This is a genomic window from Aeromonas sp. FDAARGOS 1408, assembly GCF_019048665.1.
Lineage (GTDB): Bacteria > Pseudomonadota > Gammaproteobacteria > Enterobacterales > Aeromonadaceae > Aeromonas > Aeromonas dhakensis.
In genome coordinates this window covers 3,492,613-3,511,786 of record NZ_CP077394.1, presented here as the reverse complement: position 1 = coordinate 3,511,786, position 19,174 = coordinate 3,492,613, and the positions used below count along the sequence as shown (strand labels likewise).

20 protein-coding genes are annotated in these 19,174 nt (G+C 64.4%); 12 read left to right on the top strand and 8 right to left on the bottom strand.

Features of this window, described 5'->3' with window-relative positions; translation table 11 throughout:
* Positions 1 to 66 precede the first annotated feature (66 nt).
* Positions 67 to 567, top strand: a complete 501-nt coding sequence (tpx, locus tag I6L38_RS16155; protein WP_065018319.1) for a thiol peroxidase — start codon at positions 67 to 69, stop codon at positions 565 to 567.
* Positions 568 to 635: 68 nt separating this feature from the next.
* Here the strand turns inward: tpx and I6L38_RS16150 are convergent, their stop codons facing one another.
* The gene (locus I6L38_RS16150) at positions 636 to 1,445 is read right to left on the bottom strand and encodes a transporter substrate-binding domain-containing protein (RefSeq protein ID WP_216988715.1); all 810 of its coding nucleotides are present in this window, start codon (positions 1,443 to 1,445) and stop codon (positions 636 to 638) included.
* Positions 1,446 to 1,592: 147 nt separating this feature from the next.
* Between I6L38_RS16150 and I6L38_RS16145 the strand changes: the two genes are divergently transcribed.
* Together I6L38_RS16145 and I6L38_RS16140 are read left to right on the top strand one after the other, a co-directional pair.
* A complete protein-coding gene (locus I6L38_RS16145; protein WP_216988714.1) occupies positions 1,593 to 2,813 on the top strand; it encodes a DEAD/DEAH box helicase in 1,221 nt (406 codons plus the stop codon).
* Positions 2,814 to 2,973: 160 nt separating this feature from the next.
* Entirely contained in the window at positions 2,974 to 4,455 is a 1,482-nt protein-coding gene (locus tag I6L38_RS16140) for an alkaline phosphatase D family protein (protein WP_216988713.1), read from the top strand.
* Positions 4,456 to 4,493: 38 nt separating this feature from the next.
* On the opposite strand, the gene I6L38_RS16135 is transcribed toward I6L38_RS16140, so the two are convergent.
* The 5 genes from I6L38_RS16135 to I6L38_RS16115 form a co-directional block, all read right to left on the bottom strand.
* Positions 4,494 to 5,276: a hypothetical protein gene (locus tag I6L38_RS16135; RefSeq protein WP_216988712.1), complete on the bottom strand. Its 783-nt coding sequence runs from the start codon at positions 5,274 to 5,276 to the stop codon at positions 4,494 to 4,496.
* Positions 5,273 to 6,589 (bottom strand): sphingomyelin phosphodiesterase, encoded by a 1,317-nt coding sequence (locus tag I6L38_RS16130; RefSeq protein WP_216989597.1) that lies wholly within the window; start codon positions 6,587 to 6,589, stop codon positions 5,273 to 5,275. Before I6L38_RS16130 ends, I6L38_RS16135 begins: the two co-directional genes overlap by 4 nt.
* A 173-nt stretch (positions 6,590 to 6,762) precedes the next feature.
* Positions 6,763 to 7,593: a CPBP family intramembrane glutamic endopeptidase gene (locus I6L38_RS16125; RefSeq protein ID WP_216988711.1), complete on the bottom strand. Its 831-nt coding sequence runs from the start codon at positions 7,591 to 7,593 to the stop codon at positions 6,763 to 6,765.
* Positions 7,594 to 7,754: 161 nt separating this feature from the next.
* Entirely contained in the window at positions 7,755 to 8,048 is a 294-nt protein-coding gene (locus tag I6L38_RS16120) for a hypothetical protein (RefSeq protein WP_005308637.1), read from the bottom strand.
* A gap of 62 nt (positions 8,049 to 8,110) precedes the next feature.
* Positions 8,111 to 8,485 carry a YacL family protein gene (locus tag I6L38_RS16115; RefSeq protein ID WP_017785565.1) on the bottom strand — a complete coding sequence of 125 codons (375 nt, stop codon included), beginning with the start codon at positions 8,483 to 8,485 and terminating at the stop codon, positions 8,111 to 8,113.
* A 322-nt stretch (positions 8,486 to 8,807) separates the two neighbouring features.
* On the opposite strand from I6L38_RS16115, the gene I6L38_RS16110 reads away from it, so the two are divergent.
* The 7 genes from I6L38_RS16110 to I6L38_RS16080 all read left to right on the top strand — a co-directional run bounded on the left by I6L38_RS16110 (position 8,808) and on the right by I6L38_RS16080 (position 16,218).
* The gene (locus tag I6L38_RS16110) at positions 8,808 to 9,923 is read left to right on the top strand and encodes a sugar diacid recognition domain-containing protein (RefSeq protein ID WP_216988710.1); all 1,116 of its coding nucleotides are present in this window, start codon (positions 8,808 to 8,810) and stop codon (positions 9,921 to 9,923) included.
* A gap of 119 nt (positions 9,924 to 10,042) precedes the next feature.
* Positions 10,043 to 11,305 (top strand): GntP family permease, encoded by a 1,263-nt coding sequence (locus I6L38_RS16105; protein WP_054544056.1) that lies wholly within the window; start codon positions 10,043 to 10,045, stop codon positions 11,303 to 11,305.
* Between the two features lie 9 nt (positions 11,306 to 11,314).
* Positions 11,315 to 12,448, top strand: a complete 1,134-nt coding sequence (locus tag I6L38_RS16100; RefSeq protein ID WP_139396731.1) for a glycerate kinase — start codon at positions 11,315 to 11,317, stop codon at positions 12,446 to 12,448.
* Positions 12,449 to 12,658: 210 nt separating this feature from the next.
* On the top strand, positions 12,659 to 13,222 hold the full coding sequence (locus tag I6L38_RS16095) for an NnrU family protein (protein ID WP_010635161.1): 564 nt from the start codon (positions 12,659 to 12,661) through the stop codon (positions 13,220 to 13,222).
* Positions 13,223 to 13,284: 62 nt separating this feature from the next.
* Complete coding sequence (locus I6L38_RS16090; RefSeq protein ID WP_139431186.1) at positions 13,285 to 13,821, top strand: glutathione peroxidase; 537 nt, start codon at positions 13,285 to 13,287, stop codon at positions 13,819 to 13,821.
* Positions 13,822 to 13,903: 82 nt separating this feature from the next.
* Positions 13,904 to 14,839 carry a LysR family transcriptional regulator gene (locus I6L38_RS16085; RefSeq protein ID WP_043169442.1) on the top strand — a complete coding sequence of 312 codons (936 nt, stop codon included), beginning with the start codon at positions 13,904 to 13,906 and terminating at the stop codon, positions 14,837 to 14,839.
* A 182-nt stretch (positions 14,840 to 15,021) separates the two neighbouring features.
* Positions 15,022 to 16,218 carry a NupC/NupG family nucleoside CNT transporter gene (locus I6L38_RS16080; RefSeq protein ID WP_201881972.1) on the top strand — a complete coding sequence of 399 codons (1,197 nt, stop codon included), beginning with the start codon at positions 15,022 to 15,024 and terminating at the stop codon, positions 16,216 to 16,218.
* 266 nt (positions 16,219 to 16,484) lie between these two features.
* On the opposite strand, the gene I6L38_RS16075 is transcribed toward I6L38_RS16080, so the two are convergent.
* Together I6L38_RS16075 and arfB are read right to left on the bottom strand one after the other, a co-directional pair.
* Positions 16,485 to 16,979, bottom strand: a complete 495-nt coding sequence (locus tag I6L38_RS16075) for a methylated-DNA--[protein]-cysteine S-methyltransferase (protein ID WP_201881973.1) — start codon at positions 16,977 to 16,979, stop codon at positions 16,485 to 16,487.
* 23 nt (positions 16,980 to 17,002) lie between these two features.
* Positions 17,003 to 17,419: an alternative ribosome rescue aminoacyl-tRNA hydrolase ArfB gene (gene arfB / locus I6L38_RS16070; protein WP_005308653.1), complete on the bottom strand. Its 417-nt coding sequence runs from the start codon at positions 17,417 to 17,419 to the stop codon at positions 17,003 to 17,005.
* Between the two features lie 201 nt (positions 17,420 to 17,620).
* Here arfB and glnK point away from each other — a divergent pair, with 201 nt between their 5' ends.
* On the top strand, positions 17,621 to 17,959 hold the full coding sequence (glnK, locus tag I6L38_RS16065) for a P-II family nitrogen regulator (RefSeq protein ID WP_005308655.1): 339 nt from the start codon (positions 17,621 to 17,623) through the stop codon (positions 17,957 to 17,959).
* A gap of 206 nt (positions 17,960 to 18,165) precedes the next feature.
* Positions 18,166 to 19,173, top strand: a complete 1,008-nt coding sequence (locus I6L38_RS16060; protein WP_201881974.1) for a Fe(3+) ABC transporter substrate-binding protein — start codon at positions 18,166 to 18,168, stop codon at positions 19,171 to 19,173.
* Position 19,174: the final 1 nt, after the last annotated feature.

Genomic DNA, 19,174 nt, shown 5'->3' with positions numbered 1-19,174 from the left:
GTTTGTCCCCGCCCGGCGGGCCTATACTGGAGGCCCTGATCCTCCCTCGATAATCAAGGACATAACATGAGCAATACCGTTACTCTGCAAGGCAACCCGGTTTCCGTCGCCGGTCACTTCCCGGTTGTTGGCGAACAGGCCAAGCCCTTCTCCCTGGTGGCCAAGGATCTCTGTGACGTGACCCTGGCGAGCTTCGCCGGTCAGCGCAAAATCCTGAACATCTTCCCGAGCGTCGATACCCCGACCTGCGCCACCTCAGTGCGCAAGTTCAACGAGCAGGCAAGCAGCCTGAACAACGCCGTGGTGCTGTGCATCTCCGCCGACCTGCCGTTCGCCCAGGCCCGTTTCTGCGGCGCCGAGGGGCTGGACAAGGTGGTGAACCTGTCCACCCTGCGTGGCGTCTCCTTCCTGCAGGACTACGGCGTGGCCTTCTCCTCCGGCCCGCTGGTGGGTCTGGCTGCCCGCGCCATCGTGGTGCTGGATGAGCACGACAAGGTGCTGCACAGCGAGCTGGTGGCCGAAGTGGCCGACGAGCCGAACTACGCCGCCGCCTTGGCCGTGCTGTAATAGCGTCGGGTCGACAAAAATCCCGCCGGGGCTATGCCCCGGCGGGATTTTTTTATGGGCGGCTGCCGTCAGGGGGACGTGGCGACCGGCTGCGATGGGGGCTTGGGTTGCCACTCCACATAGGGGCGGTGCAGCCTGGCGTAGATCTCGGCCAGCTTGCCGGAGGCGGCGAGCCGGTCAATCGCCTCGCCGAGGAAGCGATCCATCTCGTCGCCGGCGGGCCCCTTGGCGATGATGAAGACATCCTCGAAATCCCCCAGATGTTCCCGATGGATGTTGCTGAGCTTGAGCCGGCGCAGCATCAGGTCGGCCTCCTCCTGGGCCCAGATGAAGGCATCGATGCGACCGCGGGATAGCTTGCGCAGGGACTGCTCTATGCTCATCGACCGCTGCAGTGGAATGGGCAGAAAGCCGGGGGTGGCCTCGATCAGCAGATCCCGCTTGGTGGGCACTATGCCGTAGGCCATGTCGGGGGTGATGATGTGGTCGGTATTGCTGTAGAGCACGTGGGTCACCTTGCCGAAACTGCGGGTGCTGAAGCGATAGGGCAGCAGGTCGGCATCCTGCAGGTTGCGGATGGCGGGCAGGCTGAAGTCGGCGGTGCCGGCGATCACCCCGGCCATGGCCCGGGCGAGGGGATAGATGGTGATCCGGATGCTGATATCCGGATAGAGATCGTCGATGGCGCGTACCAGATCCACGAAGGGACCTGTCTTGTCGGCATTGATCAGGCCCGGCAGCTCGCCGAGGTGGGCGTTGATGATGCGCACCGGTTTGGCGGCGGGGGTGGCCTGGGGATCGGCACGGGAGAGCCCCAGGCTGGTCAGCCCCAGCAGGGCGAGCAGCAGCAAGAGGGGCAGGGTGGGGGATCGGGTCATGGTCGGGTAGCTCCGCCTTGAGAGGTTTTCTGAAGTGTAGCCAGCGGCACCCTGGCGCGGCGGCCCGGCACCTGAGCGGATTGGGTTTTACTTATGGGCCCCCGCTCACTAGACTTCGCCCTCCCACTTGCTTATCCGTACCGTACCATGACCTTTGACCAACTCGCCCTTGCCCCCGCCCTGCTGGCGGCCCTGCCAACCAATCTTCAGCACCCGACCCGGGTACAACAACTGGCCATCCCGGCCGCGCTGGCGGGACGGGATCTGCTGGCGCTGGCCCGCACCGGCAGCGGCAAGACCCTGGCGTTCGGCTTGCCGCTGCTGCAGCGGCTGGATCCCGCCCTGGCAGAGGTGCAGGGGCTGGTGCTGGTGCCGACCCGCGAGCTGGCGGTGCAGGTGAGCGAGGCGTTGCAGGGGCCGGCCGCCGGGCTGGGTCTGCGGCTGGTGACCCTGTGCGGCGGGGTGGAACAAGCGCAGCAACAGGCCGAGCTGGCGCTGGGGCCGCAACTGCTGGTGGCGACCCCGGGGCGGCTGCGGGATCTGCTGGGCCAGCAGTTGCTGACCCTGGCCGGCCTGCGCACTCTGGTGCTGGACGAGGCGGACCGCCTGCTGGAGATGGGGTTCTGGCCCGATATTCAGTGGCTGATGAAGGCGATGCCGGACGCGCGGCAGCAGATGCTCTTCTCCGCCACCCTGCCCGCCGAGCTGGAGGCGCTGGCTACCGGTCTGCTGAAAGAGCCCGCGCGGGTGGAGGCGGATCCACGCAACAGCGTGGCCGACGACATCGAGGAGCGGCTTTATCTGGTCAACAAGAGCAGCAAGGTGCCGGCGCTCATCAGCCTGCTCAAGGCCCACGAGTGGCCGCAGGTGCTGGTCTTCATCAGCGCGCGGGACGACGCCGACGGAGTGGCCCGCAAGCTGGCCAAGGCGGGCATCGCGGTGGCGGCCCTGCACGGCGAGAAGGAGCAGGCGGTGCGTGAGCAGGCGCTTGGCGACTTCAAGGCGGGCAAGGTGCGGGTGCTGGTGGCAACCGATCTGATGGCGCGCGGCATTCACGTGGAGGCACTGCCGCTGGTGATCAACCTGGACTTGCCCGCCAGCGCCCCCGTCTACGTGCATCGCATCGGCCGCACCGCCCGGGCCGGGCGCAGCGGGCTCGCCATCTCGCTCACCTGCCATGGCGAGGCCGACACCCTGGCGGCGATCCGCACCCTCACCGGGCGCGAGCTGCCGCTGGCCGATCTCGCCGGCTTCCCGGTGACCGACAAGCCAGCCAGCGGGGAGGGCAAGCGCGCCCCCCGCGACAAGCTGGCCAACCGTCGCACCCAGGCCAAGCGCAGCGTCAAGCAGTTCAAGGGCAAGGCGTAGCGCCCCCCGCCATGACCGGTGTGACAGGCCGGTTCATCGCAGCGCCAAACAGTGAAAGGGTCGGGGCCAAACCCTGGCCCTTTCTGTTTGCCCACCTGGTCACTATCAAATAGCGGTCGCTTCGCTATGCTCCATGGGTTTCACCATGGAGGGATGACGAATGACCAGTCTGGTAATGGGGCCCCTGCTGGGCCTCGAGTCAGAGACCGAGTACAGCATCTGTTTTATGGCGCAGGCCAGCTGCAAGAGTGCAGCCGTGCGGATCAACGGCGAGCTGCTGGCCGCCAGCAAGCAGGCGGATACCCCGAGAGGCGGCTTCTGGCGGCTGGTCTGGCAGGCCAGTCCCAAGAGCAAGGCCGGCACCCCCGTCGACTACGAGATCCTGCTGGACAACAAGCCGGCGCAGGATCTGGCGGGATACGACAAGTGGCAGTTCCATCTGCCGGGCAAGAAGGAGCCGGTGCGGATAGGCTACGCCTCCTGCAACGGTTTCTCCGACTTCAAGCTGCTCACCTCCACCCCGGCCCCCTACGTCATGTGGGACAAGCTGGCCGCGGAGCACAAGGCCCATCCCTTCTCCCTGTTGCTGATGGGAGGAGATCAGGTTTATGCGGACTCCCTCTGGACGAGCGTGCCAACCCTCAAGGCCTGGAACGAGCTGGACCGGGCGGAGAAGGTCAAGCGCAAGGCGACCCGGGCTATGGTGGAGCAGCTCGACCGCTTCTATTGCGATCTCTACTGCAAACAGTGGGGCCGCCTCGAGGTTGCCTTCATGCTGGCCCGGGTGCCGAGCGCCATGATGTGGGACGACCACGACATCTTCGATGGCTGGGGCAGCTACCCCGAGGATCTGCAGCGCTGCGAGGTCTATCAGGCCATCTATGCCGCCGCCACCAAGTACTTCCGGCTGTTCCAGCTGCGCACCGGTGCCAACGGGGCGCTGCTGGACAAGACGCTGAATCACCACTCCTGGCGGTTCGGTTTCAGGGGCTACCAGATCCTGGCGCTGGACAACCGGGCCAACCGCACCCGCGACCAGGTAATGAGCCCGTCCCAGTGGGATCAGGTCAACGCCGCGCTGGCCGCCTGCGACACGGGCCACCTGCTGGTGCTGGCGGGGGTGCCCGTGGTCTATCGTGACTTCTCCTTCACCGAGGCGGCGTTCGATGCCACCCCCTGGGAGGAGGAGCTGACCGACGATCTCAAGGATCACTGGCGGGCAAAGGCCCATCAGGGGGAGCGGGCCCGCCTCATCATGCGGCTGCTGGACAACGCCAGGCAGCGGCGCCAGAAGGAGCCTGGCTGCAAGACCCTGATCCTCTCAGGCGACGTGCACGTGGGGTGCCTCGGGGTCATTCAGGACAAGCGGGAGGGGCTCAACGTGCACCAGCTGGTCTCCTCCGGCATCGTCCACCCCTGTCCCACCCAGTTCCAGTGGATGGGGATCCTGGCCATGACCAACGACGATCCCGAATACCTCGACGAGAGCCGGCTGATCCGCGCCGAGCTTATCAAGCCGTTTGGCGCCCCCGTCTACCTGCGTACCCGCAACTTCGCCACCCTGCTGATGGGCAGTGACGACAAGCTGTGGGCCAACTGGCATTGCGAGAACGGACTGGCGGCCAGCTACCCGCTGGCCTGATGGCCAGAAAATGCGAAGGGCCCGTCAGGGCCCTTTTTTCATTGCGTTGGTGTGGCGGTGTCACGGGCGAAGAAGTCGCGCCGGAACTGGCCGAGCACCGCCTCCCTGTGCTGCTGCCAGCTCGCTTCGTCCATGTTGCCCCGGCTGGCTGCCAGCTGCTGTTCGAGCTCGGTCAACTGCTGCTGGTAGCGGCTGCGCTGATCCAGCTGCTGCTGGCGGCTGGCGGCAAACTGCAGGGTCGCCTCGGCCTGTGCAGCCGGCAGGAAGTGGTGGGCCAGGGTGGCGAGCTCCTCGTCCCCCCACAGCTGGCGTGCCTGCTGCAGCCGGGCCGCCGGGTTGAACAGTTCAGTCGCCAGATCCGGGTGCTCCGCCACCCACTCATCCTGCAAGCGGGTGAGGGCATCCAGCCGCTCGGCCAGCGGCAACTGCTCGTTCTCCTGCGCCAGCTGCTCGAGCGCCAGGGCGTAGCGCCCCTGCAGCCGAAACAGGCTCTCCCCCTCGCCAAGCCAGCTGGCCTCAGCGCCTTCCAGATTGGCGAGCCGCTCGGCCAGCGGCAGATCGCTGTCGCTTACCTCGCTGGCGAGCTGCTGGCTCAGCGCCTCCGGCATGGCCCGCCAGCTGGCGGGAGGCGGCTCGGAGCCGGTCTGTGTGGCGGCAACCGGCGAGGCGAGCGCCGGGGAGTCCGGCAGCTGTGCCGGCACGGGCGCAGCTGCGTCCGATGGGGGCTGGCTGGTGGAGGCCGGGTGTGCCGGCTCCTCCTGTGCGCCCAGGTTGAGCAGCAACAAGGCCAGCAGCGCCAGCAAGCCGTAACGGCGCTTCATCGGCTGATCTCTCCCTTGACCGGGAAGTGATCGGAGAGGTTGCTGGCGGGCCAGAGGCTGCCGTCGCTGCTGCGCGGGATCCAGACGCTGTTGAGGTTGTGGCTTGCGGCGCCGTACTCCCGGCTCACCACCAGATAGTCGAGGTACTCCACGTTGGCACCGCCGGAGAGCGGGCCACCGGCATAGGGGTTGATCCTGGGATCGAAGGTGGCCTCGGTGTAGCCGCCGTAGGCCGGCTCGTCGGCGTCGAGATTGGCCAGCATGCCGGCGTAGTCATCGGCAAACTTGCGCTTGTTGACGTTGAAGTCGCCGCCGTAGATGACGGTGTCGCTGGCGGGAATATTGAGGCTGGCGGCCAGGATGCGCATCTGGCCGAACTGGATCTGGCGCAGCCGGCGCGCCTCGTCGGTGTCGAAGCTGGCGGTGTGGGTGGCGAACAGGTGCCAGGCCTTGCCCCCCTTGATCACCTCCGCATACATCACCCCCTTGTCGGCGAAGCAGTCGGTGCCGGTGCACTGGGGATAGACCAGCTGGGCCTCGCGCACTATGGGGTAGCGGCTGACGATCACCACGCCGCCGTCGTGGATGTTGACCCCCGGCTTGTCGAGCACCTTGGTCTGGTAGGGGTACTCTTTGGCTAGCACCTGCAGGAAGCCCTCGCGGCGGCCGTCGAACACCTCCTGCAGCAGCAGGGCGTCATAGCCCTTGAGGTGTTCGGGCAGCAGCGCCAGCCGCTCGCCGATGCTGGAGGCGATCACCGGCAGCGCCCAGACGTTGTAGCTGGCCACCTTCAACCTGGTTTCGGCAGGTTCGGGCTGCTCCACCTGTTTGGGCGGGGTCAGCATGTAGTGCAGATCGTCGTAGCGGCCGGTGAACTTGGCGGCGAAGGCCAGCTCCTGCGGCCCGCTCAGGCGATGGATGGCGCGATCGCTCTGCCAGCCTGAGTTGTCTGCCGGCGTCTCGCCGCCGTGTTGCAGGGTGCTGTTCCACCAGGTGCCCTCCATCCGCTGGTTGAGGCGATAGGTGTCGCCGCTGGGGGTAGTGACCCGGGTTTCGAACAGATAGCTCTTGCCCGCCTTCACCCCCTCGTAGCGGTTGAAGCTGAGCACCATGGCGCTCTCCCAGGGACCCAGCTCAGTCCTGTGCTGGATCCACTGGCTGCCGGCCTGCAGCTCGCCGGAGCCGCTCTGGCGGATCTCCAGCTGGACCGGATCCGGGCTGTTGTTGGTGAGGTAGACATCGGTATCGGCCAGCGCCTGCAGCGGAAACTGGCTGGCCAGCAGCAGGGCGGCATAACTGACGGGCTTGTGCATCATGAAGTCCTTTTGGTTGAGACACGCAGGAAAGTGACTGTTATGGCGGGCACAGAGGTCATTTCATTTACATTTTTGTTACAAATAAATGAAAGGCCCCATATGGGGAGGCAGGGCGAGCGGACAGGTAGGCGAAGAGGTGGGGCGTGCCGGTTGGCACGCTCCCGAGGGGATCAGCGGCTGGCCAGCGGGTAGGTGAAGAGGGCCAGGTGGGCGAAGTTGAACAGGAAGTGGATCGCGATGGCGACGCTGAGGCGCCCGCTCAGCAGGAAGGCCAGACCATAACAGGCCCCCGCCAGCGCGGCGAACAGCACCAGCAGCGGGCCGCCGGCCAGGTGGGCGGCGCCGAACAGCAGGCTGGCTACCAGCACCCCAAGCCAGCGCCGGCTGTGTGCTGCAATCCCCTGCTGCAGGAAGCCACGAAACAGCGCCTCTTCCGCCACGCAGGTGAACAGCAGGTTGTTGATGGCAAACAGCCACCACCAGCCGGGCAGTCCTACCTCGGGTTTGAGGGCTCCCAGCTGCCAGGCGGTGATCAGCAGGGCCGCCAGCGGCACCAGCAGCAGCGCCAGCCTGCGCCACTGAATGGCGCCGCCCGGGCCCAGCAGGGCGGGCCAGGCCAGCAGCAGGCCGAAGAAGACCAGCGGCTTGTCGAGGTTGAGGTACATGTTGAAGGGCACGCTGGCGGGGCCGGCCTGCACCTGATCCAGCACCTTCAGGTTGGTGAAGCCGGGGATGAGGTGCAGCATCAGCGCCACCGCCCACAGCAGTACGGCGCCCAGGGCGACGGCGCGCCAGGGCTGGGGCAGGGAGGGGGTACGCCAGGCCAGCAACAGACCCGCCGCGCTGGCCAGCAGGGCGATTGGGCTCAGGTGGCCGAGGCCAAGAGCCGCCAGCAGGGCGACCGCCAGCATGATAAAGCCGGGCAGACGCTGCCGGGCCAGACAGAGCAAGACGGCCAGCGCCAGTGCTCCCCAGATGAGTGAATCAGGTAGAGGTAACATTGAGTCTCCAGGGCCGATGAAAGTGCCGCACCTTAACAATGGGACATCCCATGAGACAAGGCTCAATAAGCTGGTCGGATCCCCACGCGGCAGGAGAGAGCAGGCGAGCGGCCATAAAAAAACCGGAGCTGGGCTCCGGTTTTGGCAAGGATGCGACGCTATCAGCGGCCGGATTCGGCGATCACCCGGGCGATGATGTCGGCCCGCAGGTTGGCGTCCAGCTCGCCCAGGGCGATCAGGCCGGCCTTGAAGATCACGTTCTTCGGCAGGCTGACGTCGTCCAGGGTGGTGATGGCCTCCACGTGCAGGCCGTTCAGGCGGCTGGCATCGCGCGGGCTCAGGTTGACCTGGGTGTTCAGCACCTGCTTGCCCTTCTTCTTGGGCTGGGCGGGTTTCTTCGGCTGCTCTTCCAGCTCGTCTTCCGGCAGTTCGTCATCAAAATCGTAAATAGACATAGTCAATCCTGTTGGTTGGGCGAGGGGCCGTGAGCCCGACGTGGTTGTTCCGATGGGGTCAATCAGCCCATATCCTCGTTGCGGATAAAGGCGCGCCAGGAGACGAGCACCTGGGCAAAATCTTCCAGCCCGCACATGGCCAGCTGTTCATCATCGTAGTAGGCGAGATCGTCGAGATCCTCATCCTGCTCAATATTGAGGACGTTGGCCTTCACCTCGGCCTCCTCGTGGGTCAGCAGCAGGGAGTAGTCGCCGCCAAGCAGCCGGTATTCGGTGCGGGTCCGGCTGGAGAGCTGATCGATGATGGCGAACAGCTCGTCGAGTTTCTCCTCGTCCTTGCCCACTTCGTCGATCAGCCACTGACCGATGGCCTCGTGGCCCATGGAGAACCGGGCGCGATAACCACCGAACGGATCGCGGCGAAATTCATAATCCATAGTTCAGTCCATAGCGGAAGGGTGAGTCGTCATGGGCAGGGGAAAATCCTGCTCCATGGCGGGGCGCATATAGCGTAAAGTGGCCTATTCTAGCGAGCCCCCCCTCGCTTGTCTTGAAGATGTGGCATCTTTGCCCCGGTGCAGGCGCTTTGTGGCCGGTCCGGCCCCCGCTTTGGAGATGTGATGCAGCTAAACGATACCCTCGCGCGCCAGAGAGTGAGCCGGGCGATACAGATCCTCTCTTCTTGGCTCAACGTGATGGATGAACGACTGAGGCCCGTCGTAGCTCCTCGTACTCTTGTCTCGGTAACTGGTGGCGCATATGCAGCTCAATGACACCCTCGCACGGCAAATCGTCAGCCGGGCGATGAAGATCCTCTCATTCTCGGTCAACGTGATGGACGAGCATGGCCTTATCATCGCGTCCGGCAACCCGGAGCGGCTCCATCAGCGCCACGAGGGGGCCGTGCTGGCATTGACCGAGAACCGGGTGGTGGAGATCAGCGACGCCACCGCCCGCGAGCTCAAGGGGGTGCGCCCCGGCATCAACCTGCCCATCGCTTATCAGGGGGAGCTGCTCGGGGTCATCGGCATCTCGGGCGATCCGGACGAAGTTCGCGCTTACGCCGAGCTGGTGCGGATGACGGCTGAGCTCATTCTGGAGCAGGCGGCACTCACCGAACAGCTGCAGTGGGACAAGCGCCACAAGGAGGAGCTGGTGCTGCAGCTCATCCGTGGTGAAGGGCGGGAAGATCAGCTGCAGCAGGCGGCCCGCTTCCTCGGGCTGGATCTGGCCCAGCCGCGGGTGGTGGCGGTGCTGGCGCTGGAGGAGGCCGACCCGGCCCGGCTGCGGGAGCTGGTGCACCTGCTGGAAAACCCGGAGCGGGACAATCTGGTGGCCATCAACGGCCTGGACGAGATAGTGGTGCTCAAGCCCGCTCAGCTCAGCGACGGCATCTGGCAGTCAGAGCAGGAGCGCAGTCGCATCAAGCAGTTGCTGGCCCGCATCCCTCACTTTCGGGTGCGCATCGGGGTGGGTGATTACTTCGCCGGCACCGGCGGGCTGGCGCGTTCCTACCAGACGGCGCGGGACACCTTGCGCCGCGGCATGCGGCAGGCGCCGCGCAAGCAGGTCTATTTCTTCGAGGATTACCGGTTGCCGGTGCTGCTCGGCAGTCTGGCGGACTCCTGGCAGGCGGATCAGCTGCGGGCTCCGCTGCACAATCTGGCGCAGGAGGATACAAAGGGAACACTGCTGAAGACGCTGCGCCAATATTTCTTGCAGGATTGTGATCTGCATCCCTGTGCCAAAGCCCTGTTCATCCACCCCAATACCCTGCGCTATCGGCTGACCCGGATCGAGCAGATAACCGGGTTGAATTTCAACAAGTTAGATGACAAGTTCCTGCTCTATCTCGGGCTCAATCTCGACAGCTGACTTGTTCATTCATACAAAAATCAGCGTTTTTATAAGGTGATGTTTGGTTTTTAGACCAAAGCATTCCGATCCCGGATCACCATAATGGCCACCATTCACTCACTAGAAAGGTGCCCGTCATGACCCCGGTTACAGCCCTTGGCGCCCTCGCGGCGCTCTCCATCGCCATCTTCCTGATCCTGAAGAAGGTGCCACCCGCTTACGGCATGATCGTCGGCGCCCTGGCCGGCGGCCTGATCGGCGGCGCCGATCTGACCCAGACCGTCGCCCTGATGATCGGCGGCGCCCAGGGGATCACCACGGCGGTGATGCGGATCCTCGCGGCGGGCGTACTGGCCGGCGTGCTGATCGAATCGGGCGCCGCCACCACCATCGCCGAGACCATCGTCAAGAAGCTGGGCGAGACCCGCGCCCTGCTGGCGCTGGCGCTGGCCACCCTGATCCTGACCGCGGTCGGTGTGTTCGTGGACGTGGCCGTCATCACGGTCGCCCCCATTGCGCTGGCCATCGCCCGCCGTGCCGATCTCTCCAAGGCGGCCATCCTGCTGGCGATGATCGGTGGTGGCAAGGCGGGCAACGTCATGTCGCCCAACCCCAACGCCATCGCGGCGGCGGACGCCTTCCACCTGCCACTCACCTCTGTGATGGCGGCCGGCATCATCCCGGGCCTGTTCGGGCTGGTGATGGCCTACTGGCTGGCCAAGCGCCTCAACAACAAGGGCAGCAAGGTCGCCGCCGACGAGGTGGTGAGCTTCGATGGCAGCAAGCTGCCGGGCTTTGCCGCCGCCATCAGTGCGCCGCTGGTGGCCATCCTGCTGCTGGCCCTGCGCCCCATCGCCGGCATAGTCGTGGACCCGCTCATTGCACTGCCTCTCGGTGGCCTGGTCGGCGCCCTGATGATGGGCAAGTTCAGCAAGGTGAACCAGTTTGCCGTCTCGGGTCTGGCCCGCATGGCGCCGGTGGCCATCATGCTGCTGGGTACCGGTACCTTGGCGGGCATCATCGCCAACTCCGGTCTGAAGGATGTGCTGATCAGCGGCCTGACCGCCTCCGGCCTGCCCTCCTACCTGCTGGCCCCCATCTCGGGTGCTTTGATGTCGCTGGCGACCGCCTCGACCACCGCCGGTACCGTGGTAGCCTCCAATGTGTTCAGCGCCACCCTGCTCGAGCTTGGTATCAGCAGCCTGGCGGGGGCCGCCATGATCCACGCCGGTGCCACCGTATTCGACCACATGCCCCATGGCTCCTTCTTCCATGCCACCGGCGGCAGCGTCCACATGGGCGTGGGTGAGCGGCTCAAGCTCATCCCCTACGAAACCGCAGTTGGTCTGACCATCGCCGTTGTCTCCACCCTGATGTTCGGCGTGTTTGGCCTCGCCTAAGGAATTGATATGAAAATTGTTATCGCCCCCGATTCATTCAAGGAGAGCCTGAGCGCCATGGCGGTGGCCGATGCCATCGAGGCCGGTTTCAAGCAGGTGCTGCCGGATGCCACCTACGTCAAATTGCCGATGGCTGATGGCGGCGAGGGGACGGTGCAGTCCCTGGTGGATGCCACCGGCGGCCGCATTCTGCCCTTCCATGTGACCGCCCCCCTCGGCAACAAGGTAGAGGGCTTCGTCGGTCTGCTGGGGGATGGCGAGCGCGCCGTCATCGAGATGGCGGCGGCCTCCGGCCTGCATCTGGTGGCGCCTGAGCTGCGCAATCCACTGCACACCTCGAGCAGCGGCACCGGTGAGCTGATCCTGGCGGCCCTCGACATGGGGGTGAAGCATCTGATCCTCGGCATCGGCGGCAGCGCCACCAATGACGGCGGTGCCGGCATGATCCAGGCGCTTGGCGGCAAGCTGCTCAAACGCGACGGTACTCCCATCGCGCCGGGCGGCGCCGGTCTGGCCGAGCTGGCCACCATCGATCTGAGCGGGCTGGATTCGCGCCTTGCCAAGATCACCATCGAAGTGGCCTGCGATGTGGACAACCCGCTGTGCGGGCCGAAAGGGGCCTCCGCCGTGTTCGGTCCGCAGAAGGGGGCGACCCCCGAGATGGTGGCGCAGCTGGACGCCAACCTGGCCCACTACGCGGATTGCATCGAGCAGGCCCTCGGCAAGCAGGTGAAGGAGATCCCGGGGGCGGGCGCCGCCGGCGGCATGGGGGCGGCCCTGGTGGGCCTGCTCGGCGCCGAGCTCAAGCCCGGCATCCAGATCGTCATCGAGGCGTTGAAGTTGGCCGAGGCGGTGGCCGACGCGGATCTGGTCATCACCGGCGAGGGGCGCATCGACAGCCAGACCATTCATGGCAAGACGCCAATCGGTGTCGCACGCTGTGCCAAGCAGTTCGGCAAGCCGGTGATCGGTATCGCGGGTTGTCTGACCGACGACTGCGGCGTGGTGCACGAGCACGGGCTGGATGCGGTGTTTGCCGTGGTCAACCGCGCCATGTCCCTGCCGGAGGCGCTGGCCACCGCCACCACCAACCTGCAGCTCACGGCCCGCAACGTGGCGGCGCTCTATCTGCTGCGACCCTGACCCTCTTCTGGCCGGTGCCTGGCGCCGGCCAACCCCGCCCCGTGTCGCGGTGACGACCCACTCAACTGTGGGTCAGCCCGAAACACCTTGCCGATCCGTCGATCGGCTTTTTTCATTATCCCGCTGTATCCCCAGTGCTTTTCTGCGGTTTCTGTATTCTGGCCGCCGACTTTGCGGCATAGTGATCCCCCATAGTACAAGGAGCCACCCATGATCTTGCTGACCCTGGGGGTACTGCTGTTTACCCTGACTCACCTCTACCCCTGCTTCGCGCCCGACCACAGGATCCGGCTGCGCGAGCGGTTGGGGGAGCATCGCTACAAGGGACTCTTCTCGCTGGTGCTGTTTATCGGCATCGCCTGCATCATTGCCGGCTGGCGCACCTCCAGCCCCTTGCCGCTCTATTTTCTGCCCGCCTGGGGCCCGACCCTGATGATGGCGGTGATGCCCATCGCCCTGATCCTGTTCTGCTCCGGTCAGGGCCCCAACCACCTGCGGCGCTGGCTGGTGCATCCCCAGCTGCTCGGCACCCTGCTCTGGGCCGGTGCCCATCTGGCGGTCAACAGCGAGGCTCGCTCCCTGGTGCTGTTTGGCGGCATCGGCCTGTGGGCGCTGGTGAGCATCGTCTGGATTTCGGTGCGGGACTGGCAGCGCCATCCCCGTCCGGCGGCCAACTGGTATGGCACCGGGCTCAGCGTGGGGGCCGGGCTGGCGCTCACCGCCCTGCTGATCTTCTGGGGACACGGCATGCTCACCGGCATCCCCCTCTATTGAGCCGGTGAACCGGCCGGCGTGTTCGCGCGTATGTCACTCATCTGCCTGACAGGAGTCACTCGATGAAAAGGATTGTCTTGTTGCTGACGCTGGCATCCGGCATGGCCGGCGCCGCCTGCCCCGACTACTTCAACGTGGAGATGCGGGAGCTCAACAGCACCCAGCGCCACAACCTCTGCCAGCTGACCGAGGGCAAGGTGGTGCTGGTGGTCAACACCGCCTCTTATTGTGGCTACAGCGGCCAGTTTCGGGATCTGGAGCGGCTCTATCAGGGCTACAAGGAGCAGGGACTGGTGGTGCTGGGCTTCCCCTCCAACGACTTCAGACAGGAGGCGGGCAACGAGAACAAGACCGCCGAGGTGTGCCGGCGCGACTACGGGGTCACCTTCCCCATGTTCAACCGGGTGGCGGTGCGGGGCTCGGATGCGGTACCCCTGTTCAAGGGGCTGGCGGCGGCAGCCGATGGCGATGCCCCCGACTGGAACTTCCACAAATACCTGGTGGGGCGCGACGGCAAACTCATCGGCAGCTACGGTGCCAACCAGAATCCGGCGGACGATCCCCTGCAAAAAGAGGTCAAACGGGCGCTCGGCCTTTAGCGCTACCCCGCGGTGGGCCGCTCTGGAATAATGGGGGCCCGCTCTTCTCTCTGGTAATCCCGTGCTGCAACGTCTGCCCCAAATGGTGATCTTCGATGCCCTGGTCCGTGAACAGGGGATCTCTGCCGCCGCCCGGCGGCTCGGCGTCTCCAAATCCCACATCAGCAAGCAGCTGGCCCAGCTGGAGACCGAACTCGGCGCCCAGCTGGTGCAGCGCACCACCCGCCGCTTCTCCCTCACCGAACTCGGCCAGGAGTATGCCCGCCACTGCCGTGCCCTGGTAGCGGTGGCGCTGGAGGCGGACTCCATGGTGGCGGAGCGGCGCGGTAAGGTGAGTGGCGTGCTCCATCTGGGGGTCGGTCAATCTTTCGGCCGGCTGCACGTGATCCCGCGCCTCAAGGCGTTTCAGGATCGCTACCCCGAGCTGGAGCTGGAAGTCTCCCTGTTCGATCACCGCACCAATCTGGTGGATGAGGGGCTGGATCTCTGGATCACCACCTACGAGGACAAACCCGAGGCCCTGGTGGGGCAGCGGCTGGCGGACATCGGCTTCGTGCTGGTGGCCTCGCCGGACTATCTCTTGAGCCACGGCACCCCGCTGCACCCCAGAGACCTGGCTCAGCACAACTGCATCACCTACCAGAGCCGGGAGCGGCGCTACCACGAGTGGTCGTTTCGCCAGGGCAAGGAGCGCCAGACGGTGCAGGTGGCCGGCAACTACCGGGTGGATCTGGCGGAGGCGGTGCGCGACGCCGCCCTGGCCGGGCTCGGCATCGCCTACGTGGCCAACTACCTGCTAGACAAGGAGCTGCAGTCCGGCCAGCTGATCCCGCTGTTGCCCCAGTGGCGACCAAACCAGAAGATGGCGGTACACGCCGTCTATGCCAGGCGCGAGCACCTGGATCCCAAGATCCGGCTGTTCATCGATTTCCTCAAGGAGGGTTTCGGCCCCCATCCCTACTGGGAACAGCGGCTGGCCCCCTGGCTCGGCGGCAAATTGTCCGGTACAGAGGAATAATCGTTTCCATATAAGAACACTGGCTTTCGCTTGATACCAAAATCGAGCCAAATCAGCCAGTTGCCGCAACCGGTATCGTGAAAACGTTTTTGCTAACAGGGCTGTAACCAATTGGACTTGCAGTGGCGAGGCTGGGAGAGCAGAATCCGCGCCCATCTTTCGCCCCACCTGATGGAGTCCCTATGATTGCCCTGCTCGGCATCCTGAGCATCCTGGCCCTGGCCACGCTCTGCTCTGATAATCGTCGTCGTATCCCGTTGCGAACAGTGGGCCTGGCCCTCTGCCTGCAGATCCTCTTCGCCGGCCTGGTACTCTGGCTGCCCGCCGGTCAGCACGTGCTGAACGGGGTGAGCGAGAGCGTGAGCAGCGTGATCGGTTACGGTCAGGAGGGGATCGCCTTCCTGTTCGGCGATCTGGCCAAGTTCAAGCTGGGCTTCATCTTTGCCTTCAACGTGCTGCCGGTCATCATCTTCTTCTCCGCGGTGATCGCCATCCTCTACCACATCGGCCTGATGCCGAAAGTGATCGCCCTGCTTGGCGGCGGCCTGCAGAAGCTGCTGGGCACCGGCCGCGCCGAGAGCCTCTCCGCCACCGCCAACATCTTCGTCGGCATGGTAGAGGCGCCGCTGGTGGTCAAACCCTATCTCTCCAAGATGTCCGACTCCCAGTTCTTCGCGGTGATGAGCTGCGGCCTCGCCTCCGTGGCGGGAGGTACCCTGGTGGGTTACGCCAGCATCGGGGTCGAGCTGAAATACCTGATCGCGGCGGCCTTCATGTCGGCGCCGGCCGGTCTGGCCATGGCCAAGATCCTGGTGCCGCCTGCCGCCGAAGAAGAGGACCATCATCAGGACGTGGTGATCCCGCGTGCTACCAACGTGATTGAAGCGGCCGCCGATGGCGCCATGTCCGGTCTCAACATCGCGGTCGCCGTGGGGGCCACCCTGCTGGCCTTCGTTGGCGTGATCGCCATGCTCAACGGCCTGCTGGGCTGGGCCGGCGACCTGGTGGGGCTGGAGCTGAGCTTCCAGATCATCCTGGGCTGGCTGTTCGCTCCCATCTCCTGGCTGATCGGCATCCCCTGGGAGCAGGCTCAGGCCGCCGGCGCCCTGATCGGCACCAAGATAGTGGTGAACGAGTTCGTTGCCTTCATCGCCCTGGTGCAGGACCAGACCCTGAGCGAATCGAGCAAGGCCATCGTCACCTTCGCCCTGTGCGGTTTCGCCAACATCTCCTCCATGGCGATCCTGATCGGCGGCCTGGGCGCCATGGTGCCGGAGCGCAAATCCTTCATCGCCCGCTACGGCATGCGCGCCATCCTGGCGGGGGTGCTGGCGAACCTGATGAGCGCCTCGCTGGCCGGCCTGTTCCTCGCCCTCTGATTGACCCCAGAAGTTAGCACCTTCCGGTCAGAGCCCGCTTCGGCGGGCTTTTTTGCGCCCGTCTGCCGGCAAAAAAAAGCGCCTCAGGGAGGCGCGGGGGAAAAAGACAGATTGGAAGCGTCACATGGGTGCCACTTGAATGAGGGATGAGCCATGCCATCCAAGTGTGAAGCCATGATGCCTGAGGCTGTCTGAAGCCCTTCTGAGGCGATTCTTCATGCTATGTTCATTTTGCTAAACGCAATGCGGGCTGGCTGGTCAGTGGCTCAGGGGGTCAGCACAAAGTGATCGGCGGTCTGTTGCTCCAGTGCCAGCAGCCAGCGTTTGATAGGGATGCCGCCGGCATAACCGGTCAGCTCGCCGCTGCGGCCGATCACCCGGTGGCAGGGCACTATGATGCTGAGCGGGTTGCGGCCGTTGGCGGCACCCACCGCCCGCACCGCCTTGGGATTGCCGATGGCCTGGGCTATCTCGAGATAGCTGACTGTCTCACCGTAGGGAATGTCGCCCAGGGCGCGCCATACCGATTGCTGAAAAGGGGTGCCCCGGGCGGCGAGCGGCAGATCGAAGCGGCGCAGGCGACCGGCGAAGTAGGCAGCGAACTGCTCGACGAAAGGGGCGAGCGCCAAGTCGTCCCGCTGCCACTGGTCGGTCGGGGTCACCGGTTGCTCGCCTCGCATGAACTCCACGTAACGCAGCCCGTCCCGATCGATGGCGATGAGCAGGGGGCCATGGGCGTTGTCGCAAAAACTGTATTGCATGTTGTCATCCTCGGGTGTCGGGCCTAGTCCACGACCGGTTTGCCGCGGGTCGATTTGATCTCCCCCTTGCGCTTCTTGGCATCGACCCGCTTGCGCTGGGAGCTGCGGGTCGGCTTGGTGGCATGGCGCGCCTTGGGGCGCCAGGCTGCTTTTTTCAGCAGCTCCACCAGGCGGTTCATCGCCTCCTTGCGGTTCATGTCCTGACTGCGATGGGTCTCGACCCGGATCAGAATGAAGCCGTCGTGAACCCGGCTGTCGCTCAGCTTGTCGAGCCCCTCCTTGTAGAGCGGGGTGAGGCTGGGGGAGCTGCGGTAATCGAAGCGCAACCAGACGGCGGAGTCGGTCTTGTTGACGTGCTGGCCGCCGTTGCCCTGTGCCCGCATGGTCTGGAATTGCAGCTCATGCCAGGGCAGGGTGACGCTGTTGGAGATGACTAACATACTGCTGTGCTCTTGTTTAGTGCAGCGGCGCAGGCTGGTTCAGCTTGGTGCCTCATAATGGGGCGAGCTGCGCTCCCTTGGTGATGTCGGGAGAGTCCTGCTCCAGACGTAAATGCTATCTTTTTGAAATTAAACAATAAAAAGACTTGGCACAAGAATTGATTCCCCATTCATGACATACCATGGATTGGGAGCAACCAGATGAAGCTGATTACTGCGATTATCAAACCCTTCAAGTTGGATGACGTGCGCGAGGCCGTCGCCATCCTGGGGGTCGAGGGTCTGACCGTGTCCGAGGTCAAAGGGTTTGGCCGCCAGAAGGGGCACACCGAATTATACCGGGGAGCCGAGTATCAGGTCGACTTCCTGCCCAAGGTCAAGCTGGAGATCGCCACCGCCGATGACAACGTCGAAGGGGTGATCGAGGCGATCTGCAAGGCCGCCTACACCGGCAAGATAGGTGACGGCAAGATCTTCGTCTACGACCTGCTGCAGGCCGTGCGCATTCGGACCGGCGAGAACGACGACGAGGCGCTCTGACGGCCCTGACGGGGCTGGTGGTCGATGGGGTGTCGCTGATTGACTCCATGGTGGGGCTGGATAGGATTCTATCCGGCCCCTTTGTTTGAACGACGTTTAAATATGTGATCCCGCAACGTCAGGATTTCTTGATCCCGCTGTCGAGCTCAATGCAAAATGCAAACAGCAATGGTTCTCACTCGATATAGCAACTCAAGGAATGGATGATGAAAATGAAGATGTTGGCACTGGCTTTCTCTGCGTTGGCGGCTCAGTCGGCGTTTGCCGCAGGGGAAGTGAATGTCTACTCCAACCGCCAGGATGAGCTGATCAAGCCCATCATCCAGCAATTCGAGAAAGAGTCTGGCATCAAGGTCAACGTGGTGTTCGCCAAAGAGGGTCTGAACGAGCGTCTGGAGCGGGAAGGCAAGCTCTCCCCGGCGGATCTGATGCTGACCGTCGACATCAGCCGGCTGACCGATCTGGTGGACAAGGGGCTGGTGCAGCCGGTGGACAGCAAGATCCTGCAGGAGAACATCCCCGCCATCTATCGCGATCCGGACAATCGCTGGTTCGCCCTGACCACCCGGGTGCGCGCCATCTATTCCAGCAAGGAGCGCCTCGGCAAGCTGGACACCATCAGCTACGAAGATCTGGCCAAGCCTGAATTCAAAGGAAAAATCTGCACCCGCAGCGGCAAGCATGAGTACAATGTGGCGCTGGTCTCCTCCATGATCGCTCATCACGGCATGGCGGATGCAAAAACCTGGCTGGAAGGGGTCAAGGCCAACCTGGCGCGCAAGCCGCAGGGCAACGACCGGGATCAGGTCAAGGCGATCAAGGATGGTATCTGTGACGTGTCGCTCGGCAACAGCTACTACCTGGGCGCCATGCTGAAGGATCCGGCGCAGAAGTCCTGGGCCGATGCCGTCTACATCAACTTCCCGAACCAGGGGGATCGCGGTGCCCACGTCAACGTGAGCGGCGTGGCCATGACCAAGTATGCCAAGAACAAGGCCGAGGCCCAGAAGCTGATGGAGTTTCTGGCCGGCGACACCGCCCAGCACATGTATGCTGACGTGAATGCCGAGTATCCGGTCAAGGCCGGCGTCGAGCCTTCCGCCATGGTCAAGTCCTGGGGCAGTTTCAAGTCTGACCCCATGCCGGTCAGCGATTACGCCAAGCACCGCAAGGACGCCTTGCAACTGCTGGATGAAGTGAAATTCGACTTGTAAT